13 protein-coding genes are annotated in these 12,804 nt (G+C 54.3%); 3 read left to right on the forward strand and 10 right to left on the reverse strand.

Annotation, left to right across the window (positions count from 1 at the left end; translation table 11 throughout):
• From LIO98_RS12730 to LIO98_RS12750, 5 genes are all read right to left on the reverse strand, one after another.
• Complete coding sequence (locus LIO98_RS12730; RefSeq protein ID WP_291957811.1) at nt 1-888, reverse strand: YicC/YloC family endoribonuclease; 888 nt, start codon at nt 886-888, stop codon at nt 1-3.
• A gap of 113 nt (nt 889-1,001) precedes the next feature.
• Nucleotides 1,002-2,159, reverse strand: a complete 1,158-nt coding sequence (gene hflX, locus LIO98_RS12735) for a GTPase HflX (protein ID WP_291957814.1) — start codon at nt 2,157-2,159, stop codon at nt 1,002-1,004.
• Nucleotides 2,156-2,830 (reverse strand): (d)CMP kinase, encoded by a 675-nt coding sequence (gene cmk, locus LIO98_RS12740; protein ID WP_291957818.1) that lies wholly within the window; start codon nt 2,828-2,830, stop codon nt 2,156-2,158. Before cmk ends, hflX begins: the two co-directional genes overlap by 4 nt.
• Before the next feature lie 25 nt (nt 2,831-2,855).
• Nucleotides 2,856-3,773 (reverse strand): dihydroorotate dehydrogenase, encoded by a 918-nt coding sequence (locus LIO98_RS12745; protein ID WP_291957821.1) that lies wholly within the window; start codon nt 3,771-3,773, stop codon nt 2,856-2,858.
• On the reverse strand, nt 3,763-4,551 hold the full coding sequence (locus LIO98_RS12750; protein WP_291957823.1) for a hypothetical protein: 789 nt from the start codon (nt 4,549-4,551) through the stop codon (nt 3,763-3,765). The genes LIO98_RS12745 and LIO98_RS12750 overlap by 11 nt, the downstream gene beginning before the upstream one ends.
• Nucleotides 4,552-4,826: 275 nt before the next feature.
• Between LIO98_RS12750 and ade the strand changes: the two genes are divergently transcribed.
• The 3 genes from ade to LIO98_RS12765 all read left to right on the forward strand — a co-directional run bounded on the left by ade (nt 4,827) and on the right by LIO98_RS12765 (nt 7,922).
• Nucleotides 4,827-6,554, forward strand: a complete 1,728-nt coding sequence (ade, locus tag LIO98_RS12755) for an adenine deaminase (RefSeq protein ID WP_291957825.1) — start codon at nt 4,827-4,829, stop codon at nt 6,552-6,554.
• A 166-nt stretch (nt 6,555-6,720) separates the two neighbouring features.
• On the forward strand, nt 6,721-7,071 hold the full coding sequence (locus tag LIO98_RS12760) for a hypothetical protein (RefSeq protein ID WP_066745897.1): 351 nt from the start codon (nt 6,721-6,723) through the stop codon (nt 7,069-7,071).
• A gap of 50 nt (nt 7,072-7,121) precedes the next feature.
• Nucleotides 7,122-7,922, forward strand: coding sequence for a family 1 encapsulin nanocompartment shell protein (locus tag LIO98_RS12765; RefSeq protein WP_291957828.1), 801 nt, complete (start codon nt 7,122-7,124; stop codon nt 7,920-7,922).
• A 35-nt stretch (nt 7,923-7,957) separates the two neighbouring features.
• On the opposite strand, the gene LIO98_RS12770 is transcribed toward LIO98_RS12765, so the two are convergent.
• From LIO98_RS12770 to LIO98_RS12790, 5 genes are all read right to left on the reverse strand, one after another.
• A complete protein-coding gene (locus LIO98_RS12770; protein ID WP_008712652.1) occupies nt 7,958-8,590 on the reverse strand; it encodes a TRIC cation channel family protein in 633 nt (210 codons plus the stop codon).
• Nucleotides 8,591-8,630: 40 nt separating this feature from the next.
• Entirely contained in the window at nt 8,631-9,098 is a 468-nt protein-coding gene (locus LIO98_RS12775; protein WP_291957833.1) for a low molecular weight protein-tyrosine-phosphatase, read from the reverse strand.
• Nucleotides 9,099-9,244: 146 nt separating this feature from the next.
• Nucleotides 9,245-9,631 carry an SIR2 family protein gene (locus tag LIO98_RS12780; protein ID WP_291957842.1) on the reverse strand — a complete coding sequence of 129 codons (387 nt, stop codon included), beginning with the start codon at nt 9,629-9,631 and terminating at the stop codon, nt 9,245-9,247.
• Between the two features lie 46 nt (nt 9,632-9,677).
• Nucleotides 9,678-10,721 (reverse strand): PDDEXK nuclease domain-containing protein, encoded by a 1,044-nt coding sequence (locus LIO98_RS12785; protein WP_291957835.1) that lies wholly within the window; start codon nt 10,719-10,721, stop codon nt 9,678-9,680.
• 337 nt (nt 10,722-11,058) lie between these two features.
• Nucleotides 11,059-12,462 (reverse strand): ATP-binding protein, encoded by a 1,404-nt coding sequence (locus tag LIO98_RS12790; RefSeq protein ID WP_291957839.1) that lies wholly within the window; start codon nt 12,460-12,462, stop codon nt 11,059-11,061.
• Nucleotides 12,463-12,804: the final 342 nt, after the last annotated feature.

A 12,804-nucleotide genomic window follows, 5' to 3' on the forward strand; every position in this document is an offset into this window, starting at 1 on the left:
TTATTCAAGATTCTGTATCTGTTCGCGGATGCGCTCGAGGCAGGCCTTGGCGTCGACGGCGAGCCAGCGGATATCCGCGTCCGCCACCTTGGAGTCAAGGGTGTTTACCTCGCGGTTCATCTCCTGAACGATAAAGTCAAGCTTGCGTCCCGTACTCTCGCTGTCTTCGCCAGTGGAGCGGAATTTCGCGGCGTGGCTCTTGAGCCTCGCCAGCTCCTCCGAAACGTCCCATTTATCGGTCAGCAGAACTATCTCCTGCATATAGCGCGGCTCTTCGAGCTTCTCGCCCATCTTTTCGAGCGCCTCCGATACGCGCGCGCGCATCGCGGCAAAGGCGGCGTCGCGCGTCGGCAGCCAGCGTTCCTCGATCAGCGCCGCCAGACGTTCGAGCTCCGCGAGGTGGGAAAGCACCTCATCGCGCAGATGAGCCCCCTCCGTCTCGCGCATCTTCTGCCAGGAGGCGGCGGCGTTCGTCAGAAGCTCGTCAAAGACCGCCTCGACGGACTGGGAATCTTCTTCGTCGTCAAAACGCGGAAGATCCAGCACTCCGGGGAAAGAGGCCACCTGCTCGACATTCAGGTCGAGCGGCATAGCAAGGCCGCGGCGCAGCTCCAGCAGCTCGCTGCAGTAAGAGAGCAACACCTCGCGGTTTACGCGCCCCGTCTTAAAGCTCTGCGCCCAAAGCACCTCCAGACGCATCTGCACCTTTCCGCGGCGGAAAAGCTTTCTCAATTTCTGATGGAACCACGGCTCCCAGCTCACAAACTCGCGCGGCAGGCGCACCGATATCTCCTGATAGCGATGGTTCACGCTCGATAACTCCATGCTTAGCGTGCCCCATGATGTCTGCATCTGAGAACGGCTGAAGCCGGTCATGCTTACGTACATGCAAATCACCCTTCTAAACAGTCTCGCGTATCTTCGTGCAATCCGCCGCCGCGCCGGGAGGCGAAGGGCTGACGATTACCCCGCCGTTCAGGGCCGCGGATACGTCTATCTCTTTATAATATATCTTTTATACCATTTAAGGCAACTTCACCGGCAAAACTTTTTTTTATTTCGCCAAGCAGTTCGTCAAAACCGCGGCCGTCGCGCGCGCAGGTACATACCACGCGTTCGCCGCGCGCGCGGAGCTCCACGGCGATAAAGTCCGCCGTCTCTCCGCTCTTGTCTATCTTGTTGAGCACGACGATACGCGGAAGATGGTCGGCCTTCAATTCGCGCAGCGTCTCAAGGACTATCTCAAAGGTCTCAGTCGGCTCCTTGCCGGCGGAATCCAGCACGAGCAGCAGCAGGTCGGCGTTCGCCGCCTCCTCGAGCGTCGCGCGGAAGGCCGCCACCAGCTCAGGCGGCAGCTTGCGGATGAAACCGACGGTGTCGGAGAGCAGAAAAGCCCCCTCTCCGTCCCGGTAGCCGATCTTCCTCACCACGGTGTCCAGCGTTGAAAACAGCTGGTCTTTCGCGACGATACCGGCATCCTTGGAGAGCGTCTGCAAAAGGGTGGACTTGCCGCTGTTCGTATAGCCGACCAGAGCCGCCACCGGCACTCCGTCGCGGCGGCGGCGTTCGCGCCGCTCCTCGCGGCGTCTGCGCACCTCGCCGAGACGCTGCTCGATGCTCTTCGTACGCCGGTCCAGTTTACGGCGGTGTCTCTCAAACTCAGTCTCGCCCGGGCCGCGCGTGCCGATGCCACCGCCTGTGTGCGACATCTGATGGCCCAGCCCCTTAAGGCTAGGTATCTCGTACTGGTACTGCGCAAGCTCGACCTGCAGCTTGGCCTCCGCCGTGTGGGCGCGGCTCTCAAAAATCTTCATAATTACAAAGGCGCGGTCCCATACCTGCAGGCCGGTGACCTTTTGCAGATTGCTCTTCTGCGTCGGAGACAGGAAGTCGTCCACCACAAGATGCGTCACCTCGTTGGGGAGAGCGTATTCCTTTATCTCAAGAGCCTTCCCAGCGCCGATGAAATGGGCGGGGTCCGGTATCCTCCTCTTCTGCACGATACGGGCCGCCACCGGCACGCCGATATTTTCCAGCAGCATCACCAGTTCGTCCAGAGACTGCTCCGTATCGTCGGCGCTGCCGCAGTCCACGGCGGCGATGACCGCCTTCGGCGGCTTCAAAGAGAGGTCGATCGCGCTGCGCTTCTGCCTGCTCAACGGCGCTCCTGCTCCATAAACCGCGACGCAAGCGAAGATATGGCGTCGGTCACCTGCGCCGCGTCCATATCGGAGCTGTCGAGAATGATACATCCCGGCGCCGGACGCAGCGGCGCGATCTCCCGCGTCATATCGTAGTTGTCGCGTTCAACAACCTGTTTCAATATCTCGTCATAGTCCGCGGCCTCGCCTCTGTCCAGACGCTCCTTATAACGGCGGCGCGCGCGCTCCTCGGCGGAGGCGGTGAGAAATATCTTAAGCTCCGCCTCGGGGAAGACGACCGTTCCCATATCGCGGCCGTCGGCGACGAGGCCGTTTTTGGCCTGGGCGCGCTGCAGTTCGATCAAAGCGCCGCGCACCTCGGGCCGCGCGGCGTAGGCCGAGACGATCCGGTCGATCTCCGGCGTGCGTATCGCAGCGGTCACGTCGGTGCCGTCGGCCATCAGGCCGCCGGGAATGAATTCCAGGTGGAAGGAGGCCAGCGCCTGTGATATCCGTTCGCCTTCGTCCGGCGCGATCCCCTCTCTGTCCAGCTTCCAGGCGATCGCCCGGTAGAGCGCGCCCGTATCGAGGTAGGGCAGCCCTATCCTCTCCGCGACGGCGCGCGCCACCGTGCTCTTCCCCGCGCCCGCGGGGCCGTCTATTGCCACAACGATATTATTCTTTTCCATGATCTCCTCTTTACCTGACAAATAACTATCCGAGCCTCGCGAAGCCGACAAGCTCCGCCAGCCGTTCCGCCTTATAGCGGGCGATCAGCTCCGGCAGTCCGGCGCAGATCGCCTCACCGGCGCTGATATTGTTAAAGAAGGCGCTGCCGACCTCGATGGCGGAGGCGCCCGCGACGGTCATCCCCATGCAGTCGGAGGCGGTCGTTACGCCGCCGCAGCCGACCACCGGTATGGAGACGGCTCCGGCGACCTGCCAGACCATACGCAGCGCGAGCGGAAACACCGCCGGTCCGGAAAGTCCGGCCACTACGCGGTCAAAGGCCGGTTTTCCCGTCGCCATGTCGACGGCCATGCCGAGCCAGGTGTTCGCGCAGACGATGGCGTCCGCGCCCTCTGACTCTATCACACGCGCAACGGCCGCCGGGTCCGCGGCCTGCGGAGTCATCTTCACCCACAGGGGGCCGCGCCAAATCTTCCGCGCGGCGCGCACCGCCTCGGCGGCGGAGGCGCATTCCACGCCCCAGGCCATTCCCTCGCCGTCGACGTTGGGGCAGGAGATATTCAGCTCCGCGGCGGCGACGCCCTCCATATCCTCCAGCACGCGCAGCGTCTCCTGCGTCTCCGCCGGACGCTCCATGACGACGTTGGCGATGACGGGACGGGGACAACTCTTTACCAATTCACCGTAATGCTCCGCGAACTCCCGCGCGCCGCAGTTTTGCAGGCCGATGCTGTTGAGCAGGCCGGAGGGCGTCTCCCAGACTCGGACGCCGCGGTTGCCGCGCCGCGGTTCAAGGCTGATTGCCTTCGTACAGAGCGCGCCGATCCCGTTCAATTTAGGCTCGCGCCAAAATTCCGGCGCGTATGGCCATACGCCCGAGGCTGGAATAACGGGGCTTTCAAGCCGCAGCGAGCCGATCTTTACCGATATATCAGTTGTCATGGATATTCACCTCATCCGCTCTGAAAAGAGACTGATCGACGCAGACCCGCTTAAGGCCGTTCGCCGTCTCGATCACGCAGCCCATACAGCCCCCGTAACCACAGGCCATGCGCTTGTCCAGCAGGTAATAGAGCCGCTGCGGAGTGTCCACGTAATGGCGGCGCATCGCCTCAAGGAAGCCGCCGGGGCCACAGCACCACGCCTGCACGCCCTCGCTCAGCGGGCGGGGCAAAACCTTGAACATCGAATCTCCCTCGCCGAAGGAGCCGTCGTCGGCGAAAATCTTCGCGTCGGGATGTATGGAAAGTATCTCCTCCGCATAGTCCTCGTAGCCTCTTCCGGGCACGCCGATATAGAGCGAGCTGCGCTCCCGCCGCTCGCGCTTCTTCATCATCAGAGCCGCCGCGCCAACGCCGCCGCCCGCGAGAATCAGCTCGTCATCGGTATCAGGGCAGGGTCTGCCGAGAAAACCGCGCACGCGCAGCTTCGCGCCGGCGGATACCTGGCTCATCATCTCCGTGCCGCGGCCGACCAGCACATAACAGAGGGAGATCTCTCCGCGCGCCGCGTCCGCGTCAGCCACCGCGAAGGGGCGTCCGAGCAGAGGGTCTGTCCCATGATTCGGGAAGACCATTATGCTGTGCCCAGCGCGCACGCTCTTCGCGAGCGCCGGCGCCTCGAAAGTCATCCAGTAGAGCCGCTCGGCAAGTTTTTTATTCTTAACGACGGGGAGGATATAATCATTTACCTCCTGCGCGTTACAGTTACAATTCGTCATCCGCATTCCCCGCTTTCGCAATTTGCCTTTTCCTGCTAAAATATAGGTGTCCGTTTTAGGAGAGCGCCGGTCGGGCTACAGCCGTCCGGCAAAACCAAAAACGTTCGTTACGCCTGTTAGATGTGCCGGATATCGAACGGGCAGGCCCCAGACGGGGCTCCGTCGTGTTATACATATATCGAAAGTCTGTCCGTGCCGCATACGGTGCATATAATCAGCGGTTCTCCGGAGTATATTTTACCATTTAAGAGCTGATATATTGGGGGCGGTCAGAGATGGATTTCAAACCATTACTTAAAAGCGCGCTGGGCGAAGAGCCCTGCGACCTGCTGTTCAAAAACGCAAAATTCGCAAACCTCTGCACAATGGAATATGAAACGGGAGACATCGCCGTAAAGAATGGCGTCATCGTCGGTATCGGCGGGGGATACGCGGCGAAAGAGACCGTAAACTGCGCCGGACGCCTGCTGCTGCCGGGATTCATCGAGGGACACATGCATGTCGAGAGCACCTTTATGGTGCCGCGCAATCTCGCCGCGGAGATATCGCCGCACGGCACCACTACGGTAATGCCGGACCCGCACGAGATCGCTAACACCTGCGGCACGGAGGGAATACGCTTCATGCACCGCGAAAGCGAGGGGCTGCCGGTCGACTTCTACTACGGCGCGCCCTCCTGCGTGCCGGCGTCGGCACAGGAGACCCCCTTCGAATACATTGAGGCGGACGAGATAAAAAAACTCTTCGCGGACGAAAGCTGCACACACCTCGGAGAGATGATGAACTTCCCCGGCGTATACCTCGGCGACGACAAAGTATGGGCGAAGCTGGCCGCCTCCGAGGGCAGAGTCATAACCGGCCACGCCCCGCGCGTAAGCGGAAAAGAGCTGGCCGCCTATCTGCTCGGCGGAATAACCTCCGACCACGAATGCGACAACGCCGAAGAGGCGCTAGAAAAGCTGCGCCGCGGCATGTACATCATGATCCGTCAGGGAGCGACGGCGAGAAACCTCAAAGAGCTGGCTCCGCTGCTTGCTGCACGGCCCGGCCTCGCGGCGCGCTGCCTCTCCGTCAGCGACGACATCTCTCCGAACTTCATCCACGAACGCGGCCACCTCGACGGCTGCCTTCGCGAACTAATAGGATGCGGCGTAGAACCGCTCGCCGCGCTGCGGACGATAACCCTGACGCCCGCGGAATACTTCCGGCTTTACGACCGCGGCATGATAGCCCCGGCAAAGCTGGCGGACATCGTCATGGTCGACAATATTGAAAAATGCACCGTACTCAAAGTCTGGAAGAGGGGAAAACTGGTCGCCGAAAACGGCGCGCCGACCGAAAAAATAACGCCCGCCGTCACCTCCGCGCTTCCCGGATACGGCGGCGAAGTACGCACGCCGATGGCAGACGAACTGCGCGTGAAAATAGACACTCCCGGCGTGGAAATAAACGTCATCGGCGTCATACCCGGACAGGTCTTCACAAAAACTATCCGCATGGCGCCGACCAACATAGACGGATACGCCTGCGCTGACGCGGGACGCGAACTGGCGAAGATGGCCGTCGTCGAAAAAAACCGCGGCACGGGGCGCTGCGCCGTCGGATTCCTCCATGGCTTCGGCCTCGTGCGCGGCGCCGTCGCCTCCTCCATCGCCCATGATGCGCACAACTACACCTGCGCGGGCATGGACGACATCTCCATGGCGACGGCGCTGCAGGAGCTCGCGCGCCTCAGGGGCGGCATCGTCATCGCCGAGGGTGAAAATATCCTCGCGGAGCTGGAACTGCCGGTAGGCGGCCTCATGAGCCTCCTGAGCGCCGCCGAAATACGCGAAAAGACCGCGGCGCTCGACGCGGCGCGCGACGCTCTGGGCTGCACGAACCCGCACGCGCTCATGCAGCTGAGCTTCATGTCGCTCTCCGTCATCCCGGAGCTCAAACTCACCGATAAAGGGTACTTTGATATTTCGCGATGTGAGACTATGCCGCTTTTTGTGCATTAATTACTGTTGTTACTTGCTAATTTCGATGATATAATCTAAAATAGTTTCAAATAAAGATAACTGAGAGACTTTTACTCTTATCTGCTACAATAAGGGACAAAGCGGAGCAGTTATAACAATTAAAAGGCCTGAATAAGGCACAAAATTACAGGGAGGAGCTTAAAACATGGAAGCATACACAGAACCTTACAGCCTGCTCAACAAACAGACGGTCGATATAGCGCAGGCGCTCAAAAGCCTTCAGGAGGAGCTTGAAGCCATCGACTTCTATAACCAGCGCGTCAACACCTGCACCAATGAGGACCTCAAGCGCATCATGGCGCACAACCGCGATGAAGAGATCGAACACTCGGCGATGCTGGTAGGCTGGCTCAAGGTTTATATGAACGGCTGGGACAAAGAGATCGGCGAATACGTCGCCAACGCGAAGGCCGGAACTATGGGCATCGACCTCGAAGACGGCCCCGACGCCGCTCCGGGAGCCAGCGGCCAGGACCTTAAAATCGGCAAACTTTAATATTCACGGCACAGCTATAGAGACCGCATACATAGAAGGGAGTTTAAATTATGGACATTCTTAAAAGATCACTCGCGCCGATAGCGGCGGAAGCATGGACAGAGATAGACAAGCAGGCGGCGGACGTACTCCGCAGCGTGCTCACCGGACGCAAAGTCGCCGACGTATCAGACCCGAAGGGCTGGCTGTGCGATTCAGTTTCAGAGGGCACGCTGACACTCGCCGAAGAGTCACCCGTTGAGGGCGTAAACTACGGCGTACGCGACGTACTTCCCCTCGTAGAGATCCGCGTCCCCTTCACCTTGCCGATGTGGGACCTTGACGACATCTCACGCGGCTGCAAGACGACGGACTACACGCCGCTCCAAGAAGCGGCGCGCCAGGCGGCCCTCTTTGAGGACACCGCCGTATTCAAGGGACTTGAAGAGGCCGGCATCCTCGGGATAGAGCTCGAAACAGACAACGACCCCATCGAAACAGCCCTTGACGACGACGCGCTCATCAAAGCGGTCTACGACGCGACGCAGGCCCTTGCCTCACGCAACGTCGGCGGCCCCTACGTCCTCGTCTGCTCCAAAAAGGTCTGGGAGAAGATCGTCACCTCGAACACCGCCTACCCGCTCAGAAAGAGCCTCGAAAAGATCGTCGAGAAAATCGTCCTCTCAAAGCAGTACGAGACGAACTTCGTCACCTCCATGCGCGGCGGAGACAGCGAACTCGTGGTCGGACAGGACTTCTCCATCGGATACCAGTCCCACACCGCGACCGAGGTCAACTTCTACATCACGGAGACCTTCACCTTCCGCGTCACCACGCCGGAGGCCTTTGTGGAGCTTAAGATAGCCGAATAATAACGAATAATAAGACCTAGTAAGAAAGGGAGGCCTCAGCGGCCTCCCTTTCTTATTTCCGCGATCTTGACCAGCGGCAGATTGATATTGAAATAGACCGATACCAGCCGCACCGCGAGGATAATGAAAAGCGCCGCGTAGGCCGCCGGACCAAGCCCTATCATTCCTCTCGCGAACCAGAGAAAAGAACAGCCGACAATCGCCGCCAGGGCGTAAATATCATGGCGGAAGATGACCGGTACCCTCTGCGCGAGCAGATCCCGCAGAATGCCGCCGCCGATGCCGGTTATCACAGCGGCGAAGAGAAACTGCATAAAATTATAATGCAGATAAATCGCCTTGATCCCCGCGTCCACCGCGAAAAAAGAGAGCCCCATCGCGTCGAGCACGATCAGCAGCCACTGGACCCGGAAAAGCTGCGGCACCGCGACCACGGCGGCGACGGAGAGCATCACGATGAGGACGGTTTGGTAATTTGAGAAAAAGACGGGGATGCCCCTATCCATCACGACGTCGCGCAGCACGCCGCCGCCGCAGGCTGCGGTAAAGGCGAGTATCGTTATCCCGAACAGATCCATGCGCCGCTGCACCGCCGTGTGCGCGCCAAGCAAAGCGAAACTCACCACGCCGATTATCTCAAGCACGCTGAGATTGGCGATCGGCGACATCAGTTTATCCCCGCACAGAGGAGGCGAAAGCCGCCGAACATCAAAGCAGCCCCTCTCCTCTCATTTTATTCAGCAATGACTCGCAGCCCTTCCTGATATCGTCATAGGCCCGCGTAAAATTTCCCGTATACCACGGGTCGGCGACATCCTCCCCCGCCTCGTCGGTGAAATCCATCAGCTTCCACACCTTATCCTCTGGATCGCCGCCGCATATCCGCAGGATATTGCGGATATTCTGCCCGTCCATCCCGATAATATAATCGAACCTTCCATAATCTGCGCGCGTCAGCTGTACCGCGCGGCGGCGCTCAAAGGGCACCCCCTCCTCGCGAAGCTTGGCCTGCGAAGCGCGGTGCATATCGCTGCCGATCTCCTCCGCGCTCGTCGCCGAGGACATTATCAAAAACCGATCCGCAAGCCCTGCCCGGGCGGAGAGATCCTTCATCACAAACTCCGCCATCGGACTGCGGCAGATATTGCCGTGACAGACAAATAGTATTTTTATCATTTTGTTTATATCCCTTTATAAGCCTTCAAACCTTGATATTACGGGCTGTACGGCACTTTTTTCATTTTTTGTATTTTGCCTCATACCTACGCAAATCTTTATAAATCTATGCAATTTCACGGACAAATGGTGTAGTAAAAACATTATCACCAAGTTTCTTTAATAGATATTTCTCCTCTTTTTTCTTCGACTTTAATTATCAATTCCTTTAATTCGTTCAATAACTGTTGGTGTGTCCCATCTGAATTGTCGTATGTTAAAAGTTCCAAATTCCTATTATGTAGCAGGCTTTGCTCAATTTCTTTAGAATATGTATCTTTTGCTGCAACAAAATAGTGCGGCAAACATCCAGGATATAAAAAATTCATATTCTCCAATATTAATTGAATATCTGGATCGCTTATTCCGCATCCTAGAAATATAAAAATATGTGTAAGCATCAAAGCATCTAATATACGATAAAATGATGCATACTTACAACGCGCCTCACTATATTGCCTGTGAGTAAAAATTATTTTTGATACGTCATCTATTGTTAAGCATGGATATTGCTTTCATGTTTTTCTCCTATATTCTAATTTATTCTTCTTCACTTTCTATCAATTTTTTCAGTTCCTCTTTGCTAGGAAGAACAGTTAAATACTTACTTGCAAATATCTGACTATTATCTTCCGGCAAAGTCATCTCAACCACAGCATCATTTTTATTTTTACAAAGCAAAACTCCCATCGTCGGATTTTCGTCTTCCAATTTCATTTTACGGTCATAATAATTCACATACATTTGCATCTGTCCTATATCCTGATGTTTTAATCGTCCTATTTTTAAATCAAAAAGCACAAAACACCGCAATAAACGATTAAAAAATACTAAATCCACTCTATAATGCTCATCTTCAAAAGTAAACCTTACCTGTCTTCCAACAAAAGTAAATCCTCTTCCTAATTCTAACAAAAATTCCTGCAAATGGTCGATTATTTTAGTTTCCAAATCTGTTTCTGAATATTTTGCAAGTTCTGGTAACCCTGTAAACTCCAGAACGTAAGGATCTTTTAATAAATCTTCGGGCTTCTCAATGATCTGTCCTTCCGTTGATAACCGTTCCACACCCGCTTTATCCCTGCTCAATACTAACCGTTCATATAATGCGCTGTCATACTGTCTACCCAGTTCCTTTACACCCCATCCATTCCGAGCAGCCTCAATCTCATAAAAATGACGTTCATCTATACTCGGCATGCGCATAAGTGATACATAATGTGAAAAGCTTAGAAAAAACTTTCTTCCCTCCTTTGTTACAGGCAGGCTTTCAAATTGGGTAGACATCTTCTGCCCAATCTGATCTTGCGAATATACCACGTAGAATCTTCGCATCAGTTTTAAATTTTCCACAGAAAATCCTTTTCCTAAACTTTTTGTTAAATTTTTTGATAATTGTCTAAGAATCGCCTTTCCATATTCAGCTCTCTGTTCTCCCTTTTGTTCTTCTTCTACAATCAGCCGTCCTACTTCATAATAGGAATAGACCATAGAAATATTTAATGCAATTTTTGCCTGTTTTCTGGCATTTTTAAGAACTTCTAATACTCTATCAAAAAATTTACTTTTCACGATATTTTCCATGCAATACCCTCCCTGTTGAATTGGGTAGAAACTGTCTACCCAATTTATATCATAACGAAAGTTCTCTCAAATTTCTACAATAATGCAAAACTTATCTCGTTTCCACTTTTCTTTGTCACATCAGGGCTCTAAACCCAATAAAATGGTGTAGTGGCGGTATAGTAAGCGCTTAACTAAATCGTGAAGTCATTGACTTTACTAGCTTCTCCGTGATTTTTCAAGATATTTCCGTGACATACAAACATTATCTTAATCAAACATATCCCACCTATACATAGACATCAATCTGCATAATTCCATATAATTAACCACGGCGGTTCGCTGGTCAGATAAACAATCAGCGCTTGTCCTCTATCTCTAAAATATCCCTGTAAGTCACAAGCGATACATTCCCCAGCTCATTTGCCGCGTCCGCGCATCCTTTGGTGAAGCCGTTCTTTGCGAACAGATACAGCTGCACGCTGTTATAATGGAAAAGGCGGCTTCGTTTTATCAGCGTCTCCAAAACACCAAGGTCGACCTTTTCATTTGTCCACTTACACTCGCCAAACAGCGCCCTATTCCGATCCTGCTCGCCCATAATATCAATCTCTGTCTGCTTCTTTTCTGTCGGATCGGTGCCCCACCAACGACCAAGCTCAGTAAACTCGACAGGAGATTCTCCGTTCAGCAGCAGACTCCAGAGATGCTGCCTGCAAATCTCTTCAAAGACCTTACCCATATACTCCGATAAAAACGGTTCAATTCGCCTATAGGCGAGATCGTCGGCGCCACGGGCGATAATAGAACTATTCTCCGGGACAAATCTATACCAGAAACGAAACATATTATCATCAACGGTATAAATCGATCGTCTGGAAACCTTCTCACCATAGGGAGTCTCCCTCCGTACAAGGCCAAGCTCCAATAAATTCTTTATATAGGTGGCACAAACGCTGGTATCTTCGCCAACTTTGGCAGAAATCTCCGACATACGGGAGGCGCCGGCCGCAATCGCGGTAATTATAGCGTTGTAAAGCGCGGGTTCCCTCACCTCCTGCTTCAGAAGGTTTTCCGGTTCTTCAAACAGAGAGGATGAGGGGTTCAGAAAAGTGTTCTTGATGTTATCCGCAACGCTCAATCTGTCATTCATTTGCAGCAGGTACTGCGGCGTACCGCCCACAATACCGTAAATCAGCGCCTTATCCTCATTGGAAAAGTGCTTGAAACAACGACAGGTATCCGCAAAATCAAAGGGCAGGATCTTCATCTGCGCTGTCCATCTGCCATACAGGGGCGCCTTATAAGCCAGCACATGATCCTCCATATAGGACATGGACGAGCCGCAAATAATTAGCATAAGCTTGGAGGTCTCCCTATATTTGTCAATCAAAAGCTGAAGGGTGGAGGCAAAGCTATTGGAAGAACGGGCAACATAGGGGTACTCGTCAATGGCCAGAATAAGACGTTCCCTCTCGGCCAATTTGAATACATATTCCAGTGCCGCCTGAAACGAAAGAAAAGCCGTATCAGCCTGGATACCGGTTTCATATTCCATAATATTTCTACTGAAATTTTCCAGATTCTGTTTGGCGTTGCTCTCCACACCCATAAAATAGACCGCCTTTTTATCACGGATAAACTGGGTGATGAGCGCTGTTTTGCCCACATGGCGGCGGCCGTAGATCACCGCGAACTCAAACCTATCGGACAGATACAAACTATTCAGTGTGGCCAACTCACGCTCTCTGCCAATAAACATACCAATGCCCCCGTTTCATTATTGCTATATATACCACCGCTGTTAAATTTAGTCAATTATAATTTACTAAATCTTGAACAACTAAAAAATGCCCCGCGCGGTTCACACAAGAACCGTGCGGGGTATAATGCTGGTATCTGAACATATAGCCGAGACTGACAAACATGCCTATACAGAAGATGCGCATATAAGCAACGGCCCCGTTACATGCGCTGCCGCTTTAATCATTGCGGCGAGGCCGCCGGACGCCTGCGGGCTGTCTTTTTATCTTCTGTTTTTATTTTTTCTCAGCAGGCAGGGAAGCATGGCCAGCAGCGCGAGCGCGCCGGCGCCGATTCCGTT

The sequence above is a fragment of the Cloacibacillus sp. genome (assembly GCF_020860125.1).
Classification (GTDB): Bacteria; Synergistota; Synergistia; order Synergistales; family Synergistaceae; genus Cloacibacillus.